This window comes from Salinicola sp. CPA57 (assembly GCF_003206035.1).
GTDB lineage: Bacteria > Pseudomonadota > Gammaproteobacteria > Pseudomonadales > Halomonadaceae > Salinicola > Salinicola socius.
The window spans coordinates 107,955-126,663 of sequence record NZ_PZJR01000009.1; the positions used below are offsets into that span (position 1 = coordinate 107,955).

At 65.1% G+C, this 18,709-nt stretch carries 14 protein-coding genes; 8 read left to right on the forward strand and 6 right to left on the reverse strand.

Annotation, left to right across the window (positions count from 1 at the left end):
- Positions 1 to 17 precede the first annotated feature (17 nt).
- Together sucC and sucD are read left to right on the forward strand one after the other, a co-directional pair.
- Entirely contained in the window at positions 18 to 1,184 is a 1,167-nt protein-coding gene (sucC, locus tag DOM36_RS10400; protein WP_075569928.1) for an ADP-forming succinate--CoA ligase subunit beta, read from the forward strand.
- On the forward strand, positions 1,184 to 2,056 hold the full coding sequence (sucD, locus tag DOM36_RS10405) for a succinate--CoA ligase subunit alpha (RefSeq protein WP_075569927.1): 873 nt from the start codon (positions 1,184 to 1,186) through the stop codon (positions 2,054 to 2,056). The genes sucC and sucD overlap by 1 nt, the downstream gene beginning before the upstream one ends.
- Positions 2,057 to 2,225: 169 nt before the next feature.
- On the opposite strand, the gene DOM36_RS10410 is transcribed toward sucD, so the two are convergent.
- The 4 genes from DOM36_RS10410 to DOM36_RS10425 all read right to left on the reverse strand — a co-directional run bounded on the left by DOM36_RS10410 (position 2,226) and on the right by DOM36_RS10425 (position 7,305).
- Positions 2,226 to 3,233, reverse strand: a complete 1,008-nt coding sequence (locus tag DOM36_RS10410; protein ID WP_075569926.1) for a lysylphosphatidylglycerol synthase transmembrane domain-containing protein — start codon at positions 3,231 to 3,233, stop codon at positions 2,226 to 2,228.
- Complete coding sequence (locus tag DOM36_RS10415) at positions 3,230 to 4,045, reverse strand: polysaccharide deacetylase family protein (protein WP_075569925.1); 816 nt, start codon at positions 4,043 to 4,045, stop codon at positions 3,230 to 3,232. Before DOM36_RS10415 ends, DOM36_RS10410 begins: the two co-directional genes overlap by 4 nt.
- Positions 4,038 to 5,171 carry a glycosyltransferase family 1 protein gene (locus DOM36_RS10420; RefSeq protein WP_110643054.1) on the reverse strand — a complete coding sequence of 378 codons (1,134 nt, stop codon included), beginning with the start codon at positions 5,169 to 5,171 and terminating at the stop codon, positions 4,038 to 4,040. Before DOM36_RS10420 ends, DOM36_RS10415 begins: the two co-directional genes overlap by 8 nt.
- Positions 5,172 to 5,364: 193 nt before the next feature.
- The gene (locus DOM36_RS10425; protein ID WP_110643055.1) at positions 5,365 to 7,305 is read right to left on the reverse strand and encodes an exoribonuclease II; all 1,941 of its coding nucleotides are present in this window, start codon (positions 7,303 to 7,305) and stop codon (positions 5,365 to 5,367) included.
- 247 nt (positions 7,306 to 7,552) lie between these two features.
- On the opposite strand from DOM36_RS10425, the gene DOM36_RS10430 reads away from it, so the two are divergent.
- The 6 genes from DOM36_RS10430 to DOM36_RS10455 all read left to right on the forward strand — a co-directional run bounded on the left by DOM36_RS10430 (position 7,553) and on the right by DOM36_RS10455 (position 16,140).
- The gene (locus DOM36_RS10430) at positions 7,553 to 8,287 is read left to right on the forward strand and encodes a GntR family transcriptional regulator (protein ID WP_110643056.1); all 735 of its coding nucleotides are present in this window, start codon (positions 7,553 to 7,555) and stop codon (positions 8,285 to 8,287) included.
- 22 nt (positions 8,288 to 8,309) lie between these two features.
- Positions 8,310 to 9,488: an N-acetylglucosamine-6-phosphate deacetylase gene (gene nagA, locus DOM36_RS10435; protein ID WP_110643057.1), complete on the forward strand. Its 1,179-nt coding sequence runs from the start codon at positions 8,310 to 8,312 to the stop codon at positions 9,486 to 9,488.
- Positions 9,488 to 10,507 (forward strand): SIS domain-containing protein, encoded by a 1,020-nt coding sequence (locus tag DOM36_RS10440; RefSeq protein WP_110643058.1) that lies wholly within the window; start codon positions 9,488 to 9,490, stop codon positions 10,505 to 10,507. The genes nagA and DOM36_RS10440 overlap by 1 nt, the downstream gene beginning before the upstream one ends.
- A gap of 105 nt (positions 10,508 to 10,612) precedes the next feature.
- Positions 10,613 to 13,375 carry a glucose PTS transporter subunit IIA gene (locus DOM36_RS10445; RefSeq protein WP_110643059.1) on the forward strand — a complete coding sequence of 921 codons (2,763 nt, stop codon included), beginning with the start codon at positions 10,613 to 10,615 and terminating at the stop codon, positions 13,373 to 13,375.
- A 10-nt stretch (positions 13,376 to 13,385) separates the two neighbouring features.
- Entirely contained in the window at positions 13,386 to 15,062 is a 1,677-nt protein-coding gene (gene nagE / locus DOM36_RS10450) for an N-acetylglucosamine-specific PTS transporter subunit IIBC (protein ID WP_110643060.1), read from the forward strand.
- A 277-nt stretch (positions 15,063 to 15,339) separates the two neighbouring features.
- On the forward strand, positions 15,340 to 16,140 hold the full coding sequence (locus tag DOM36_RS10455; RefSeq protein ID WP_110643061.1) for an HAD family hydrolase: 801 nt from the start codon (positions 15,340 to 15,342) through the stop codon (positions 16,138 to 16,140).
- Positions 16,141 to 16,183: 43 nt separating this feature from the next.
- On the opposite strand, the gene DOM36_RS10460 is transcribed toward DOM36_RS10455, so the two are convergent.
- Together DOM36_RS10460 and DOM36_RS10465 are read right to left on the reverse strand one after the other, a co-directional pair.
- Positions 16,184 to 17,224, reverse strand: a complete 1,041-nt coding sequence (locus tag DOM36_RS10460) for a TIGR01620 family protein (protein ID WP_110643062.1) — start codon at positions 17,222 to 17,224, stop codon at positions 16,184 to 16,186.
- The gene (locus DOM36_RS10465; protein WP_110643063.1) at positions 17,221 to 18,612 is read right to left on the reverse strand and encodes a YcjX family protein; all 1,392 of its coding nucleotides are present in this window, start codon (positions 18,610 to 18,612) and stop codon (positions 17,221 to 17,223) included. The genes DOM36_RS10460 and DOM36_RS10465 overlap by 4 nt, the downstream gene beginning before the upstream one ends.
- Positions 18,613 to 18,709 lie beyond the last annotated feature (97 nt).

The window sequence follows — 18,709 nt, forward strand, 5'->3', positions numbered from 1 at the left end:
CCTAATGGCATGAATCGATGAACCTTCACGAGTATCAGGGCAAACAGCTGTTTGCCGATTACGGTCTTCCAGTCTCCAAGGGTTTCGCCGTCGACACGCCGGACGAAGCCGCACAGGCCTGCAAGAAAATCGGTGGCGACAAGTGGGTCGTCAAGGCACAGGTTCACGCAGGTGGCCGCGGCAAGGCCGGCGGCGTCAAGCTGATCGAAAGCCCGGAAGCCGCCAAGGCCTTTGCCGAGCAGTGGCTGGGCAAGAACCTGGTGACCTATCAGACCGACGAGAAAGGTCAGCCGGTTGCCAAGATCCTGGTCGAGAACTGCACCGATATCGCCACCGAGCTGTATCTGGGTGCCGTGGTCGATCGTTCCACACGCCGCGTCGTCTTCATGGCCTCCACCGAAGGTGGTGTCGAGATCGAGAAGGTCGCCGAGGAAACTCCCGAGAAGATCCTCAAGGCCGAAATCGATCCGCTGGTCGGTGCACAGCCGTATCAGGCGCGTGAACTGGCGTTCCAGCTGGGCCTGAACAAGGAACAGATCAAGCAGTTCACCAAGATCTTCCTGGGCCTGTCCAAGCTGTTCCACGACAAGGATCTGGCGCTGCTGGAAATCAACCCGCTGGTGATCACCGACGAAGGCAATCTCCACTGCCTCGACGCCAAGATCAACCTCGACGCCAACGCCATGTATCGTCATCCTGATCTGCAGGCGATGCGCGACCCGTCCCAGGAAGACGAGCGCGAAGCGCACGCTCAGGAGTGGGAACTCAATTACGTCGCGCTCGACGGCAACATCGGCTGCATGGTCAACGGCGCAGGTCTGGCCATGGGCACCATGGACATCGTCAATCTCAACGGCGGCAGCCCGGCCAACTTCCTCGATGTCGGTGGCGGCGCGACCAAGGAACGCGTGGCGGAAGCGTTCAAGATCATCCTCTCCGACACCAACGTCAAAGCCGTGCTGGTCAACATCTTCGGCGGCATCGTGCGTTGCGACATGATCGCCGAGGGCATCATCGGAGCCGTCGAGCAGGTCGGCGTCAACGTGCCGGTCGTGGTGCGTCTGGAAGGTAACAACGCCGAGCTGGGTGCCGAGAAACTGGCTTCCAGCGGACTCAACATCATCGCTGCTACCAGCCTGACTGACGCGGCTCAGCAGGTCGTCAAAGCGGCGGAGGGCAAGTAATGAGTATCCTGATCGACAAGAGCACCAAGGTCATCTGCCAGGGCTTCACCGGTGGCCAGGGGACGTTTCACTCCGAGCAAGCGATTGCTTACGGTACCAACATGGTCGGCGGTGTCACGCCGGGCAAGGGCGGCCAGGAGCATCTGGGCCTGCCGGTGTTCAACACCGTCAAGGAAGCGGTCGAGAAGACCGGCGCGGAAGCGTCAGTCATCTATGTGCCTGCAGCCTTCTGCAAGGACTCGATCCTCGAAGCCGCCAACGCCGGCATCAAGCTGATCGTCTGCATCACCGAAGGCATCCCGACGCTGGACATGCTCGACGTCAAGGTCAAGTGTGACGAGCTGGGCGTCCGCCTGATCGGTCCGAACTGCCCGGGCGTGATCACGCCGGGCGAGACCAAGATCGGCATCATGCCGGGTCATATCCACAAGCCGGGCCGTGTCGGTATCGTGTCGCGCTCCGGCACCCTGACCTATGAAGCGGTCAAGCAGACGACCGATCACGGTTTCGGTCAGTCCACCTGCGTGGGCATCGGCGGCGATCCGATCCCGGGCTCCTCCTTCATCGACATCCTGGAGATGTTCGAGAAGGACCCGCAGACCGAGGCCATCGTGATGATCGGTGAAATCGGTGGTAACGCCGAAGAGGAAGCCGCAGCCTATATCAAGGCCAACGTTTCCAAGCCGGTGGTCTCCTACATCGCCGGTGTCACTGCCCCTCCGGGCAAGCGCATGGGCCATGCGGGTGCGATCATTGCCGGTGGCAAAGGGACCGCGGACGAGAAGTTCAAGGCGCTGGAAGATGCCGGCGTCAAGACCGTGCGTTCGCTCGCCGAGATCGGTGATGCGCTGAAGGCCGCCACTGGCTGGTAAGTCTTCTCGCTGTACCGCTGGAGACGATATGTCTCGCTCATCGCCCCGTCAGGTTCGCCTGACGGGGCGATCTGTTTCCATGTACCTGCCAGTTTTCCGCCTTTCCTTTAAAAATGTTCTGGCTCAGCCTCGACCAGGCCGGTGATTGACGCTGTCTGTCGTTTCGATGTCAGCGTTTGCCCGCGGCCCGCTGCTTGTTCATCATGCGCAGGAAGGCCTTTCCCGCGGTGGCGACGAATATCGGAAATCCGGCCAGCAGATAGAAGTAGTAGGTAACGAAGCGCCAGATCAGCACGGCGGCGGCGGCACTCTGCGCGCCGATCAGCGGCGTTAGCAGAGCGGATGATGTCAGCTCGGCGCCTCCCGCGCCCCCCGGCAGGAAGCTGAGCTGGCCGGCAGCCATCGATACCATCTGCACCAGGAACGTCCACGCCCAGTCGATATGCTGCCCCAGTCCCTGGACGACCAGGTAGAGAATGCTGTAGCGGATCAGCCAGTGAGCGCAGCAGAGCAGGAATACGGCGAGCAGCAACCAGCGCGGTAGCCGCAGGGTTTCGATCAGCGAGTTGCGAAAATGCAGCAGACGACGGGCGAAGCCGAATCGCGAGCGGCGCTTGACGTTGAGCCTGGCCAGCCAGCGCCCCGTGACATGCATGACCCGGGCGTAATGGGTGAGCGTCAGCCATAGCATCACCAGCGCGGTCAGTAGCAGCAGAGTGGGAAGACCCACCAGCCAGCCCAGCTTCAGATCGACGGCCTCGATCAATACGTAGAGAGCCACGCCAATCAAGCCGGACAGGAAGAACAGCAGATCGGTGAGCTGATCGACGGCAAAGATGGCGGACGCCTGAGCCGGCCGGATGCCGCGTCGAGCCAGCAGGCCAAGCAGGGTCAGCGGGCCGCCGGTCCCACCGGGTGTGGCGCAGATGGCGAACTCGGTGGCCATGACGATCGAAAAGGCGCGGGTCTGGGAAAGTTTCCCGGCACGCCCGGCCAGCAACAACCTCAGGCGCAGGGCGTTGAGGTTCCAGCAGACGAGGATCATGCCCATCATCAGCAGCAGCTGGGAAGTGGGGAATCCCCGCAGTTCGGTGACGATGCCACGCCCACCGATCAGAATCGGTATTGCCAGCGCTGCCACCAGGCCCAGCGCCAATAACCACAGGATGCGCTTCATGCCGCGGAGCGATCCTTGTTCGCCCGTTGGGCGAGATTGTCCGAGGCAATATCGGGGGCAGCGTGGTTCAGCCAGCTCTGTTTCGTCACCGGCTGTCGTCCCGACCGCATCAAATGCTCGACCATCTGCAGCCAGTAGTCGTAGGAGGGCTGATAGCGCATATCCACGGGGTGCAATGCCAACCGCAGCATCCCGGCGTGCTGGAAACGGCGATATTGAATGGCGCTGACCACGCGCGACATGCCGCGTCGCCAGGCGCTGCGGGCGCTCCACACGATGCTCGGCGCTTCCAGCGGGGAGAAGGCCGGTAGCCGGTAGAGCTGTTGGGGGTCGCTGGTGTAGGTGAACGGACGCTCTTTCAGTGCCTCACGCGTTCCCTGGCTCATCAGCCAGGCCGGTGCCACGAAGCCGCCATGTGGCCAGCCGCAGGACTCGAACTGAGCCATTCCTTCGTCGAGCAGGGCCCCGGCTCGAGCGCGATCGAGGGAATAGAATTCCCCCTCCCAGGTGTAGATCCGGCGCATGTAGAAATCGCGCAGCGAGCGGGGCGCCGGCGCGTCATCCCGATGGTAATAGCCATGTAGCGTCAACTCGTCGCCCAGCGCCAGACGCGTATCGAGTACCCGGCGCAGAGTATCACTGTCGCGGCATTCGCCACGCCCGTGGAAATTGGGTACGACGAGCCAGGTGATGGGGATGCGCTGACCAAGACGTTCACCGAGACGATCGACGGCTTCGACGAAACCGCGATAATCCGGCCAGGTCTCCGGCGCGATATCGTGGAGCACCAGCGAAAAATGGCGATCATCCATGCTGCGAGCCCTGCTGGGCCTCTCCCGCGCCTTCGGTGGCGCTGGTGAGGCGACGATAGTGTGACAGCAGGCCGTCGATGACGATGTCCCAATCGTGATTGCGCTCCACGTAACGGCGGGCGCGGCGTCCGGCCTGCGCGGCATCGTGGTTGGAGAACAGCTCCCTCACGGCGCGCGCCATGTCCGCCGGCGAGTGCGGCTCGCTGAGCAGCCCGCAGCCCAGCGGCACGTTTTCGGCCAGGGCCCCGGCTCTCGCGGCAATGACGGGAATACCGCTGGCCATCGCTTCGAGCGCGACCAGGCCGAAAGTTTCCTGAGTACCGGCGTGCACCAGCGCGTCACTGGATGCCAGCCAGCTGGCGACCTCTTCGGTTGGCGTGTAGCGATCGATCACGCTGACATTATCGGGAACGTTGCTGGGCATGCTCGGTCCGACCAGCAGCAGATGGTAGCCTTTGCCGAGCAGCCGTGCGGTTTCCAGCAGGTCGTGGAGATTCTTTTCGCGAGAGCCACGCCCGACGAAGATCAGCAGCTTGGTGTCGTCGTCGAGATTGAGCTGTCGACGTAGAGCCGGATTCAGGCGGCTGGGATGAAACGTTTCCAGATCGACGCCCAGCGGCTGAATGGCGACCTGCTCGATGCCGAGGCGGGTCAACCGCTCCGCCATCACCCGGCTTGGCGCCAGCACCTGATCGAAGCGGCGGTAGAGCTGATAGACATATCGCTCTACCAGCTTGTCGGTGCCGCTTCCCATTCTGTTGCTGATCAGCCGTGGCAGATCGGAGTGATAGAAACCGACCACCGGCACGTCGAGCTTGCGACCCGCTTGCAGCGCTGCCCAGCCGGTCACGTAGGGATCGCCGGCTTCGATGATGTCGGGAGCCAGGCGAACGAGCTCCCGCTCCCAGCCGCGGCGACGAAGCGGAAATCGGTATCCCTGGCTGAACGGTAACGGCGGTGACGGAATTTCGTGAATGCCGTTGTGGGAAAACAGCTGCGAGCCAGGAATCAGCAGACTGCAGGTGATGCCCGGCAATTTGGCGAGGCGCCGATGCTTGGCATCGAGGTAAGTACGAACCCCGCCGCTGGCGGGGGCATAGAACATCGTGACGTCGGCAATATGCAACGAGCCGCTCCTCTAAAAGACTTTCCCTGTCAAGACCGTCGCTGTCGATAAAAGCACATTCCCGAGAATGGCGATGACTGACGATATCGATGACCGACTACATTGCAGTATATCGTTTTACTGCCACAGGGCGTTCACACCATAGTGGTAGCCCGGCGGCGCCGTCGTCAGCGCTGCCGGGCCGTTGCGTCGCTCACTCGGCGGGAGTGGCCACCAGCGAGCGTGTCGCTTCACGCGCTTCGACCAGCTTGACGCGCAGGGAGCCACCGAGCTGATAGCGCGGCTCGCCGGCGATCTGGATGCGGCCTTCCTTGTCGTCGATGGCGACCTGAGTGCGGTCGCTGTGGATCAACGGTGCCGGCACGAAAGCGGTCGCCCCGTTGGCGATCAGGCGGACCCGCATGCCACCACGGCGGATATCGATGATATCGGCATCGTACACTTCGCCCTGGTCGAGGGTGGCACCCAGATAGCGCACGTAAAGCCAGTCTTTGACGTCACGTTCGGCCATTCGGTTCAGTCGACGGCGTTCGGTCAGTTGCTCGGTCAGCTGCTGGCTGGCTTCCACAGGGGCCACTTCCGACTTCAAGACCCGCTTGATCAGGCGATGATTGACCATGTCGCCGTACTTGCGGATCGGCGATGTCCAGGTGGCATAGGCCGGCAGTCCCAGGCCGAAGTGAGGCCCGGGGCGGGCCGACATGCTGGTGTAACCCTGGAAGCGACGGAGGCGCACATCCAGCCAGGCGTCTTCGCGAGCGTCCAGCGCCCGGCGGAATTCGCGATAGCGAGAGAGTTCGGAAAGCTGCTCGCGCTCTGCCGGAATCTCCTGTGCGGCCAGGAATTCCAGCGCCTGATCGATCTTTTCCGGTTCGAAGGCGTGGTGCACGTTGAAAATGCCGTGGCCGACTTCCTTGGCTAGCAGGTCGGCGCAGCAGGCATTGGCAACGATCATCGCCTCTTCGATCATGCGCTGGGCAATGCGTCGCTCCTCGACCCGGATGCCCAGCACGTTACCGGCGTCGTCGAGATCGAACGCGTAGTCGGGGCGATCCTTGAACACCAGCGTGTTGGCTTCGCGCCAGGCGGCGCGAGCGCGGGAGAGCTCGGCCAGCGCCGTCAACTGCTCGGCGATCGGTGCCGCCGGCGCCTCGGCGTTCGGTTCGCCGTCGATCCAGTCGGAGACCGCGTCGTAGACCAGCCGTGCCTGGGAGCGAATCGTGGCGGCGAAGAAGCGATATTCCCCCAGCGTGCCGTCGTGGCCCACCTGCAGGCGGCACGCCAGTACCGGACGCTCCACATCCGGCTTCAGCGAGCACAGATCGTCGGCCAGCGCTTCCGGCAGCATGGTGACGTTCTGACCCGGGAGGTAGACCGTGAAGGCGCGGGTACGCGCTTCCTTGTCCGCCGGGTGGGACTCGTCCACATAGGCGGTGGGATCGGCGATCGCCACCGTCATGGTCCAGCCGTCGTCGGTGGCTTCGACCCGCAGCGCGTCGTCCATGTCGCGAGTCTTCTCGCCATCGATGGTGAAGAACGGCTCCGCGGTGAGATCTTCGCGGACCAGCCCTTCGTCCTTCAGCGGCCAGGCATCGGCGGCCGGCGGACACTCCTGTTCCAGCGCGTGGCGTGCCAGCGTGACGCGCCAGGGAACGGCCGGGTCCTCGCTCTTGACCACCAGCTCGTCGATCTGGGTAAAGAAGGCGCGGTCGTCCGGTCGCAGCGGATGGCGGATCAGGCGGGCGACGACCCAGTCGCCGTCGGCGATGTCGGACTCTTCCAGCGAGCGCTTGAGGCGTGCCTTGAGCGAAAGATTGATCGAGGGGTGGTCAGGGACCACCGCCAGGCGCCCGTCGCGCTTCTGCACGCGCGCCACGAAGCGATCCAGCGATGCCTCCAGCAGCGTCTCGGGGTCCGCCTGTTTCTTGTCGCCGTCCTCCTTGATGACCGCTTCGATGCGGTCGCCATGGACGACCTGCTTCATGGCGGGCGGCGGGATGAAATAGGACGTGCCGTCTTCGGCTTCGAGAAAACCGAAACCCTTGTCGGTCGCCTTGATGGTGCCCTGGACGCGCGGCGTGCTGGCGCGAATGTTTTGCTTCAACTGGGCCAGAAGAGAGTTGTTCTGCAGCATCGGATCGGATCGGTCGGTGGACGAGAGCGACACTATACGGATTCCGCGAGGGGCACGCCAATCGCGCGGCGGCCCGGGGCATTCGTCGTCGAGCCAGGTTCGATCCGGCCGAACCGATTGCGCTCCGGGTTCGACCAAAGTTGGTCGTCGCGGGTCTGGTGGATTGGTATGCGAGTGGTTATGTTGGTGGTATTGAAGTGGTATCAGCCACGGATATCGATCACAGCGACGCCGGAGCCGACTTGCCATGGAATCAACGCTATCGCGGCTCAGGCTGGATGCCGATCGGTCGACCCCGCTCTATCGTCAATTGGCCCAGCAGCTGGTCCAGGCGATCGAAGCGGGTGACTGGGAAACCGGCGAGGCCCTGCCTTCGGAGCGAGTGCTGGCGGAATCGCTCAATATTTCCCGCATCACCGCACGCAAGGCGCTGGATCGGCTGGTGGCACTGGGCCTGATTCAGCGAACCCATGGCTCCGGCACTTTCATTGCCCCGCGGCTCAATCAATCGCTGACACGATTGACCAGTTTTACCGAGCTCTTGACCCAGCGCGGTCATCGCCCCAGCTCGCGCTGGCTGAGTCGGAGTCTGGGAACGCCGACGGTGGAGGAGAGCCTGCGGCTGGGGTTGAACGCGGATCATCAGGTGTCACGGCTCAAGCGCCTGCGGCTGGCCGATGACGTGGTGGTCGCGGTCGAGGAGAGCTGCCTGCCGAGCCGGGTACTGCCCGATCCGCAGGGCGTCACCCATTCGCTCTACCGCCACCTCGACAATCTGGGCACGCCGATCGTGCGGGCCCTGCAGCATGTGTCGGCGGTCAATGCCGATGCCGAGCTGGCGACGCTTGCCCAGGTGCCGCAATCCTGCGCACTGCTGATGATGACGCGGCTCGGCTATCTCGCCGACGGCCGGCCGGGGGAATTGACGGTGACCTACTGCCGAACCGATTACTACGACTTCATGGTGGAACTGACGCAATGAGATCGCTCGAGCAGGAGGCAGCATGCTTTACGGCAATATTCTGACCCCCGAAGGATGGCGCCTCGGCACGCTCCACTGGCGCGATGGCCGAATCGCCGCCATCGAGGGCGAGGCGGTCGATCCCGGCACGAACGAATATCCGCGGCTACTGCCGGGATTCGTCGATCTGCACGTGCATGGCGGGGGCGGAGCGGACGCCATGGAAGGGGGCGACGCCGCCGCGACCATGGCGCGAACCCACGTCCGTTTCGGGACCACCAGTCTGCTGGTCACCACCATGACCGCACCGGTATCGGATATCCAGCAGGCGTTGCGGGATATCTCTCGACTGATCGCCGCGCCGCCATCCTGCGCTTCACGACTCCTGGGGGTGCATCTCGAAGGCCCCTATCTCAACCCCGGCAAGCTGGGCGCGCAGCCCCCGTATGCCCACCCCGGCGCGATCGCGGACGTCGAGGCGCTGATGGAACTGGCACCGATCCGGCTGCTGACGCTGGCGCCGGAGCTGTCGGGCCATGCCGAACTCATCGGGCAGCTGCGCGAGCGTGGCGTGCGGGTGCAGATGGGCCACACCCTGGGGAGCTACGAGGAGGGCGTGGCCGGGCTCGAGAATGGCGCTCACGGCTTCACCCACCTGTTCAATGCCATGACCGGGCTCCATCACCGCAAGCCCGGCATGGTCGGCGCGGCGCTGGCGCACGCCGACTATGCCGAGATCATTCCCGATCTGCTTCACGTTCATCCCGGCGCCATCCTCACGGCGCTGCGCTGCATTCCCCATCTCTTTGGCGTGACCGACTCCACGGCCGCGGCCGGCATGCCGGACGGGGAATACCGTCTCGGCGAGCAGCATGTGACCAAATGCCTCGGGGGCGTGCGCCTGGCCGACGGCACGCTGGCGGGCAGTACCCTGACCATGGACCAGGCGCTGCGCAATCTGGTCCAGATCGGTCTCGGTCTGGACGACGCCTGCCGGCGACTGTCCCAGTATCCCGCCGATTTTCTCGGCGAGACCGAGATCGGTCGGTTGGATATCGGCTGTCGCGCCGATGTCGTGGTCATGAACGCGCGACTCGAGATCGACGCCGTCTACGTGGGGGGCGAGCTCGCCCACCACGCCTCGTCGACGGGACAGGGACAGACGGGCTCGCAACAACGGACGACACCACAGGCGGCGGCTGCGCCGCGGGAGAGGCACTGATGTCACTGATGCTGGAAGAGGCGCAGAGCGCGCCCGGATGCCTGCGGGCGCAATGGCAGGCCAATGCCGCCCACCTCGCCGAGCTCGGCGGGACGCTGCGCGAGTCGGATCTGCGTGGCGCGCTGACGGTGGCGCGGGGCAGCTCCGACCACGCCGCCGCCTACTTCGCCTATCTGGGGATGAAACATCTCGGCTTGCCGATGGCGTCGGTGCCGCCGTCATTGACCACGGTCGCCAACGCGCCCTGGCGGGTCCGGGGGCAATTGGCGGTGGCCATCTCGCAGTCTGGCGCCAGCCCCGATCTGGTTGCGACGCAGAAGGCACTGATCGTCGGCGGTGCCCGTAGCGTGGCACTGGTCAATACGCCGGATTCGCCGCTGGGGCAGGCCTCCGAGTGCGAGATCGCGCTGCAGGCGGGCGTCGAAAAAAGCGTCGCGGCGACCAAGAGCTATCTCGCCACCCTGGCCGCCTGTGCGCATCTGATCGGCGCCTGGGCCGAGGACGAAACACTGCTGACGGCGCTGGAAGCATTGCCGCCGACACTGGAAGCCGCGGCGCGGCTGGATTGGCAGCCGGCGGTGGACGCGCTGATCGATGTCGACCGGCTGCTGGTGATCGGCCGGGGTGCAGGACTCGCCGTGGCCCAGGAGGCGGCGCTCAAGTTCAAGGAAACCTGCGCCATCCAGGCCGAGCCGTTCAGTGCCGCCGAAGTTCGTCATGGCCCGATGGCGCTGATCGGGCCGGGCTATCCGGTGCTGGTGTTCGCGCCGCCGGGGCCGGATCAGGCCGGGCTGCTGGAGCTGGCCGTCTGGCTGGAGAGTATCGGCGCCAGGGTGCTGCTGGCTGCCGACGATAGTGTCGGCGCGCGCCAGCTGCCGCTGATCGACGCCGGTCACGACGACCTGCAGCCGCTGTCGGTGATCCAGAGCTTCTACGTGATGGCCGCCAGGCTGGCCGTGGCCCGAGGCGGCGATCCGGATCGGCCGCGTCACCTGCAGAAGGTGACCCGTACGCTCTGAATCGCCGACGCTATCTTGCGGTCGCGGGTCGCGCGACCAGGTGTCCGGAATTCGGCGCATGCCGGACCGGAGCAGGAGTGGAACAACAACAAGCCGGGAGTCTTCATGTCATCCACATTACGGTTTCTCAGGGCCCCGATGCGCGGGGTAGTGGTTCCGCTGACAGAAGTGCCTGACCCTGTCTTCGCCGAAGGCGCCATGGGGCCAGGCATCGCCATCGATCCGTTGGGGGAGACGCTGCATGCGCCCTGCAACGGAGAGATCATTCAGTGCGCAAGAACCGCGCACGCGATCACGCTGCGAGACGATGCCAACCATGAATGGCTGCTGCATATCGGCCTCGATACCGTCGATCTCGATGGCGATGGGTTCGAGCTGCTGGTCGCGACCGGCGAGCGGGTCTCTGCCGGTGACCCGCTATGCCGGTTCGATGCCGATCGCCTGGCGCAACGTGCCAAGGCGCTGGTCACCCCCATCGTGCTCACCAACGGACCAGACACCACGCTCGAGGCGCTGGTCGCACCGGGCACGATCGTCGAGATGGGCGAGGATCTGCTGCAGTGGCAGGCGACCTCCGCCGCCGTGGCGACTGCCGGGCTCGATGACGCGGGCAGCGAGGCGTCGGCGGACGGAGAATTCGCCAGCGGTGAAGCCGTGATCGCCAGTGCCAGTGGCCTGCACGCCCGTCCGGCGTCGCGGCTGCGAGCCATCGCCCGGCAGCACGCGGTGGAACTGACGCTGATTCGGACCGGCGAGGATCAGTCCGCCGAGATCGACAACGACAACGACAACGCCAAGGCCAGCGCTGCCAGCCTCAGCGCACTGCTCAACCTGGGCCTGGTTCAGGGGGATCGCGTTCGGGTTGTCGCTCGGGGTTCGAGCGCCCAGGCAGCGGTCGATGCGGCAACGACGCTGCTGGAAACCGCCGAAGCGGATGCCACGCAGCGTGATGTACCACCGCAATCGCAGGCCGAGGGTCAGCGGCAGGCGTCACGGACGTCCGCCGGCGGCGGCTTGACCGGCCTGGTCGCGAGTGCGGGATTGGTGGTGGGGCCCTTGGTTCGCTACGAGATGGCATTGCCTCCGGTGCCCGATAGCGCCGCCGACACCGAGCAGGAGCGCGAGGCGCTGACGTCGGCGTTGCGGGACGTTGACACGACGCTGGTCCAGGCGATGCAGGCCGCCCAGGCAGGCGGACAGCAGGCCGAGGCGGAAATCTTCGAGGCGCACCGCGCCTGGCTGGACGATCCCGATCTACGCGGGGCGGCCGAAGCGGAAATTGATAACGGGCGCAGCGCCGGACGCGCCTGGTTCCTGGCGCTGGAGCGCGAGATTCAACGCCTGCGTGGTGGCGACAATGCGCTGCTGGCGGCGCGGGCCGATGACCTTCGCGATCTGCAGCGTCAGGTCATGCAGCTCTTCGCCACCGAGGCGGCGGCTACCATCTCGGGTCTCGACGGCGCGATTCTGATCGCCCGCGAGCTCACCCCTTCGCAGTTCGTTGCGGTGGCGGATCGGATTGCCGGGCTATGTCTGGCCTCCGGTGGATTGACCTCCCACGTGTCGATTCTGGCGCGAGCACGGGGATTGCCATGCCTGGTGGCCATGGGCGACGGGCTGCTGGAAGCCAGAAGCGACAACGCCTGTCTCGATAGTCGTGGCGACGGCCGTCACGGTGTACTCGAGCTTGCGCCCGACGCGCAGCGTCTGGCGGCGATCGATGCCGAGCAGGTCAGGCAGCGGCGACAGACCGAGTCGGAGCGCGCAGCGGCCTTCGAGCCCGTAACGACGCTAGACGGACGCCGGCTTCACGTCGCGGCGAATATCGCCACCCGTGCGGAAGCGCGGTCGGCGGCACGGTCGGGCGCCGACGGTGTGGGGCTGATGCGCAGTGAGTTCCTGTTTCTGGAGCGGCAGACGGCGCCGACGCTCGCCGAACAGCAGGCCGAGTATCGCGCCGCCGTCGAGGCGATGGACGGCAAGCCGGTGGTCGTCCGCCTGCTGGATATCGGTGCCGACAAGCAGCTTCCCTACCTGCGGTTACCGGCGACGCCCAACCCGGCGCTGGGAGAGCGGGGCGTGAGGCTGTGGCAGACGCAGCCGGCGCTGTTCGAGACCCAGCTCGATGCGCTGCTCGAAGCCGGGCGCGATCTGCCGCTCTGCGAAGATGGTCTGACGGCGCTGCGACTGATGGTGCCGATGGTTGCCGATGTCGGCGAGCTGCGTTGGGTACGGCAACGACTCGCGTCCCGGGCGGCCAGCCTGGGTATCGAGCGGTTGCCGGCGCTGGGCGTGATGATCGAGGTGCCGACGGCTGCGCTGTGTGCCGACGATCTCGCGCGCGAAGCCGATTTCCTTTCCATCGGTACCAACGATCTGACCCAGTACGCGCTGGCGATGGACCGAGAGGTGGCGTCGCTGGCGCTGCGCAGCGACGTTCTCCATCCCGGCGTGCTGCGGCTCATCGCCTCGTGTCTCGACGGCGCTTCCGGTCAGTGTCCGGTTGCCGTCTGCGGTGCGGCGGCGGGGGACCCGCTGGCGGGCGCTCTGCTCGCGGCCATGGGCGTCGACGAGCTCTCCGTCGAACCCGGGCGTATCGCCGCGGTCAAGGCGGGCCTGCGTCGGCTGGATGCCGGCGCGCTGGCCGCACGACTCCCGTTGCTGCTCGCGTTGGCCGACGCCGCTGCCGTGAGACAGGCGCTGCAGGAGCTGTCGGGAAGCCTGCTGGAAGAAGCGCCGGCAGGTGACGATGGCGTGACGGGTGCAAGCGGCCAGCGCGTCGAAGCAGCGCATTCGAGTCCCGGCGAGGCAAAACCCGGCACCGGCTCAGCGGATCCCGACGCCAGCCATACGACAACAAGATCTTGAGGAGCGCGTCATGACCACGACTTTCGGTTCCCGGCTGATGGCCGGTCTTCAGAAACTCGGCCGTTCGCTGATGTTGCCCATCGCAGTGCTGCCGGTGGCCGGGCTATTGCTGCGCATGGGCCAGCCCGATCTGCTCGATATCGCCTTCATCGCCAACGCGGGCAACGCGATTTTTTCCAACCTGGCGCTGATCTTTGCCATCGGTGTGGCGGTCGGCTTTGCCGACGACGACAACGGCGCTGCCGGTCTGGCCGGGGTGATCGGCTATCTGGTGCTCACGGCAGTGCTGGAAACGCTGAATCCCGACATCAACATGGGGGTGCTCTCGGGCATCATCATCGGCAGCGTGGCCGGATTGCTCTACAACCGTTACAAGTCGATCAAGCTGCCGGACTATCTGGCCTTCTTCGGCGGACGCCGTTTCATTCCCATCGTCACCGGGCTCTCCGCCGTGGTGCTCGGGGGTATATTCGGTCTGATCTGGCCGCCGATCCAGCAGGGCATCGATCAACTGGGTCAGTGGCTGATCGATGCCGGTGATCTCGGCCTGTTCGTCTACGGCGTGCTCAACCGAGTCCTCATCGTGACCGGGCTGCATCACGTGCTCAACAGCTTCGTGTGGTTCGTGTTCGGTAGCTACGACGGCGCCACGGGCGATCTCAATCGCTTCTTTGCCGGCGACCCGACGGCCGGCAGTTTCATGGCCGGCTTCTTCCCGGTGATGATGTTCGGTCTGCCGGCGGCCGCACTGGCGATGTACCACACGGCCGCCAGGTCTCGCCGTGCGCAGGTCGGCGGCCTGCTGCTGTCACTGGCGTTGACCGCGTTTTTGACCGGCGTTACCGAGCCGATCGAGTTTTCGTTCATGTTCCTGGCACCTGCCCTGTATGCGATGCATGCGGTTCTCACCGGCATCTCGATGGCGTTGATGAACATGCTCGACGTCAAACTGGGTTTCACCTTCTCGGCCGGGGCGTTCGACTACGCGCTCTCCTACGGTCTCTCGACCAACGGCTGGATGATGATCCCGGTAGGGCTCTGCTATTTCGCGCTCTATTACGGCATCTTCCGCTGGGCGATCGTCCGCTTCGATCTGCCGACGCCGGGTCGCGAACTGGAAGCGGCAACGGCAACCGTCAGCCACGATCCCGGCGAGCGCGGGCCCGCCTTCGTGACGGCACTCGGCGGGGCGACCAATCTGGTCAGCATCGGCGCCTGCACCACGCGCTTGCGGCTGGTGATGCAGGACGATGCCGCCATTGACGAGCCGTCGCTCAAGGCGCTCGGCGCCAGGGGCGTTCTGCATCTGCGCGGCGGTGGCCTGCAGGTGATTCTGGGCCCGATCGCCGATGCCGTCGCAGACGATATTCGAGCGGCGGTCCGCGATCAGGGCAAGACGCTGACGGTACCGGCCGCGACCGAGAGCGATGCGGCCCTCACCGAGGCCACGCTCGATGACGCCTCACGTCATGCGTGGCTGGCGGCACTGGGCGGTGCGGAAAATCTTCGCAACGTCGCCGCCGTGGCGACGACCCGGTTACGGCTGGAGCTGAAGGATCGGGCACAGATGGACGACGCCGCGCTGCAGGGGCTGGGAGCCGCCGGCATCCAGGAAGTCGGGCACGGCGTCGTGCACCTGGTGATGGGGCGTCAGGCTGGTGCGGTCGCCAATAGTCTCAAGGCTTGAGTCGGCCGCGGGTGCCAGCACCGGATGGTCTGTCGGGTCAGCGGGTGATTGACGCCCGTTGCCCCGCCCGTGACACTGAACGTCCATGCGCTCAACAAGCGGTCGAAGGTTCCAGGCTGTAAACTGGCCGTGAGCCGTTCGTCACGGCGCGTTTCCCGCCCAGCGTTCGTTGCCCAGAGCCCACTGCAACGAGTTCGTCGCAACCGGTTCGTCGCGAAGGGCTCGTCGCAAAAGGCGCATGGCAAAGAGTTCGATGCCGTTCCCCAAGGAAGACTCCATGTCCCAGTACCTGATCGCCAGCGATCTCGATAACACCCTGTTGAATGCCGAGCACCGCGTCGACGCCTTGACCCGGGACACGCTGCGCACGCTGTCCGCCCAGGGGCAGGTGATCGTGCTGGCCTCCGGGCGCCACTACCACGATATCGCGGCCATTCGGCGTCAGTTGGAGATTCCGGCCTGGATCATCAGTAGCAACGGCGCCCACCTCCACGATTCCGAGGATCGGCTCGTCAATGAAACGTTGGTGCCGACCGCGCTGGTTCAGGCGCTGGTGGACATGCCGCGTCCGCCAACGGTCAGGCTCAACCTCTACACCCAGGATCGGTGGCTGATCGATGCCGAAGCGCCGGAGCTGCTGCCGCTTCACGCGATGTCGGGGTTTACCTATCAGGTCGATGACATGCAGCACCTGGAACACGAGCACGTCGGCAAGGTGCTCTACATCGGTGAGCCGGCACTGCTGGAGCCGTTGGAGCGCATCCTGCGCGAACGTCATGGGGAAATGCTGCACATCACCTACTCGGCAGCCAATTCGCTCGAGATCATGTATCGGGGCGTGAACAAGGCGACTGCGTTGAGCCGCGCTCTGAAGGCGCTCGACATCCCCGTCGAGCGGGCACTGGCCTTCGGTGACAACTTCAACGATATCGAGATGCTGACGCTGGCGGGCAACGCCTATGTCGTCTCCAACGCGCACCCCGAGGTCATCGATCAACTGCCTCGGGCCAGGACCATCGGCGCCCATCACGAATCGGCGGTGGCGCGTGCGCTACGCCAGTTTTTCGTCCTCGACTGACGGACGGCGCTTTCGCCCGAAAGCTCGTCGGAAAGGTATCGCCTCACTCCGCTTTCGAGCCATCGTCCAGTCTGCGTAGCTGCTGCCACACTTCGCGCCGAAGATCGGCGAGACGCGGCTGTTCGTCGCGCGCGAAGGCGATCGGCCGGGTGGTGCGCATGGCGCGAAGGCCCAGGCGTGCCGTCAGCAACCCGGCGCCCAGACCCTGCCCCGCGCGCGTGGATAGCTTGGCGGCCAGGTTCATCGACAGCAGATCCATGCCGGCGTCGCTGATCATTTCGCTGGCGCCCGCAAACGCCATGTTGCGCAGTACTTCCCTGAAAAGCCGCAGACGGCTGGCATAGCCGAGCTGCAATCCGTAAAGCGCGGCAATCCGATCGAGCATGGCGATGTTGCGCCACGCCATCAGCAGCATGTCCACCAGTGTCAACGGGCTGACGGCCACCATGACGGCGGTCTCGCTGGACATCCGGGTCACCAGTCGCCGTGCCGCCTGATCGCGGGGGTTGAGAATGTGATACGCGATCAGTTCGCGGGTCTCCTGCGCGGTGTGGTGTGCCTCGTGGGCATGCAGGAAGGATTGCCAGTGCGGATGATCCTTGGAAAGCCCCATCTGGCTGCGGAGCTCATCGGCCAGTGCAGCAGGGTCCTTGTGCGCATCCGTCGTGTCGTCGACCCACTCGTCGTCCAGTTGCTGACGCAGGCGTGCATGCCGGCGCAGCTTGCGCAGCCGCCACAGTTCGCCGCATAGCGCCTTGGCGCCCAGCCCCACCGCGAGTAGCGCAACCATGCTCCAGGCGCCTGAGAGCCAGTCACCGCCAAGAGCCGAAGTGTAAAGCGACTGCACCGCCTCGATCGTGCCCAGGCCCAGCGTGGCACCCACGATCGCCATCAACCCCCAGCGCCGTTTGCGCGGTGGTTTGACGGCGGCGTCGAGAGCGGGTGAGTCCTGGTCGTCGGCTGCGGTATACGGATCGCTGGCCTGAGTGGGCAGGTAGACCTGGGCGCCGTGGAGCGAGGTGTCGTCGGCTGGCGTCGGCGGCTCGTCGAAGGCGAAGCGTTGTCCGGGGCGTGGATCGCTCATCGCAGTTTGTCTCCTATCAGCCATTCCATGGCGGCATCCATACGGATATGGGGCAGCGCGGCCGCTGTTGACGGCGGCGGTCGGAAATCCGTGAAAGCGAACCCCTGGCGTTGCCAGAACGTCGGCTCCGGCAGCTTGGCCGGGACGTCGCCGGGATAGACCAGCAGTGGCTCTCCGTCGAGACCATGGCCACGCAGTGCCGGCTGGCGCTTGCCGTCGTTGTCGACTTCACGCGGTTCGGTGGCTCGGATCGAGGCCAGCGAAAAAGCGCGTACCGGGACATCGGCATAGCGCAGATCCTTGATCGGGTCGGCGAGCAGCGATTCGAGCAGCGTGACCAGATTGGCGTGCTGGTCCGGCGTGACGTGGTCCGCCTTGGTGGCGGCTATCGCCAGGCGATCGATGCGCGGCGAGAACAGCCGGTTCAGCAGACTGCGCTTGCCGTAGTCGAAGCTTCGCATCAAGGTCGCGAGCGCCCGCGACAGATCCTCGAAGCGCTCCGGCCCGGCGTTGAGCGCGCCGAGTACGTCGACCAGCACGATCTGGCGATCGAAGCGGCGAAAATAGTCGCGATAGAAGGGTTTGACCACATGCTGCTGGTAGAAGCGGAAACGCGTCTTCAGTGTCTGGTAAAGGCTGGAGGCGGGCAGCGATTCCAGTCTCTGGCGGTCACTTTCGCCGACGCCGGGTAGCGGAAAGAACTGCAGCACCGGCGCCCCCTGCAGATCGCCTGGCAACAGAAAGCGGCCCGGTTGCAGATGAGAGAATCCGGCCTCTCGCGCTTGGCGCAAGGAGACGGCGTAGCGCTCGGCGAGTTCGGCCAGACGCGACTCATCCACCGTTTCGTCGGCTGAATGTTCGGCGACGGATTTTTGCCAGGTCTCGGCATACTGCCGACGTTCCGGGCCCATGCTGGCAAGCTGGGCTGCACTCCAGCTGAGGAAATCGTGTTCCAGCAGCGGCAGGTCCAGCAGCCATTCACCGGGGTAGTCGATCAGATCCAGCGTCAGCGTCGCGGTATCGCCCAATAATCCACGCACGCGCCGCGTCTTGTAGCGTAGCTGCAGGCGCAGCTCGCTGATGCCGCGGGTCGGCTCCGGCCAGCGCGGCGGTGTCGACCCGAGCGAAGTCATGGCTTCATCGTAGGGAAAACGCGGGATGCCGAGATCGGGTTGCGAGACTCGCTGGGCGCCCAGCAGACGCTCGTCGCGGGCGGACTTGAGCAGATCGAGACGGGCGTCGATACCCGCATGACGCAGCTGATTGACCAGCGAGGTCAAGAACGCCGTCTTGCCGGCACGCGACAGGCCGGTGACCGCCAGGCGCAGCTGACGATCCCGCCCGCGGTCGATCAGGTTCTGAACTTCATGTGTCAGTTGTCTGCGCATCGCTTCTTCCCGAATGAAACCTGATCGTATGGTAAACGATATGTGCGGGCGGAAGGGGGGCGGGGCAAGAGCGCGAATGGAAATGAAGCCGCCCCGC

Excerpts from the sequence above, each read along its gene's own strand:
- DOM36_RS10430 (WP_110643056.1), top strand. The coding sequence starts at position 7,553 with ATGGAATCAACGCTATCGCGGCTCAGGCTGGATGCCGATCGGTCGACC.
- DOM36_RS10465 (WP_110643063.1), bottom strand. The coding sequence starts at position 18,612 with ATGCGCAGACAACTGACACATGAAGTTCAGAACCTGATCGACCGCGGG.
- DOM36_RS10455 (WP_110643061.1), top strand. The coding sequence starts at position 15,340 with ATGTCCCAGTACCTGATCGCCAGCGATCTCGATAACACCCTGTTGAAT.
- DOM36_RS10425 (WP_110643055.1), bottom strand. The coding sequence starts at position 7,305 with ATGCTGCAGAACAACTCTCTTCTGGCCCAGTTGAAGCAAAACATTCGC.
- DOM36_RS10415 (WP_075569925.1), bottom strand. The coding sequence starts at position 4,045 with ATGGATGATCGCCATTTTTCGCTGGTGCTCCACGATATCGCGCCGGAG.
- DOM36_RS10460 (WP_110643062.1), bottom strand. The coding sequence starts at position 17,224 with ATGAGCGATCCACGCCCCGGACAACGCTTCGCCTTCGACGAGCCGCCG.
- sucC (WP_075569928.1), top strand. The coding sequence starts at position 18 with ATGAACCTTCACGAGTATCAGGGCAAACAGCTGTTTGCCGATTACGGT.
- sucD (WP_075569927.1), top strand. The coding sequence starts at position 1,184 with ATGAGTATCCTGATCGACAAGAGCACCAAGGTCATCTGCCAGGGCTTC.
- DOM36_RS10440 (WP_110643058.1), top strand. The coding sequence starts at position 9,488 with ATGTCACTGATGCTGGAAGAGGCGCAGAGCGCGCCCGGATGCCTGCGG.
- DOM36_RS10410 (WP_075569926.1), bottom strand. The coding sequence starts at position 3,233 with ATGAAGCGCATCCTGTGGTTATTGGCGCTGGGCCTGGTGGCAGCGCTG.
- nagA (WP_110643057.1), top strand. The coding sequence starts at position 8,310 with ATGCTTTACGGCAATATTCTGACCCCCGAAGGATGGCGCCTCGGCACG.
- nagE (WP_110643060.1), top strand. The coding sequence starts at position 13,386 with ATGACCACGACTTTCGGTTCCCGGCTGATGGCCGGTCTTCAGAAACTC.
- DOM36_RS10445 (WP_110643059.1), top strand. The coding sequence starts at position 10,613 with ATGTCATCCACATTACGGTTTCTCAGGGCCCCGATGCGCGGGGTAGTG.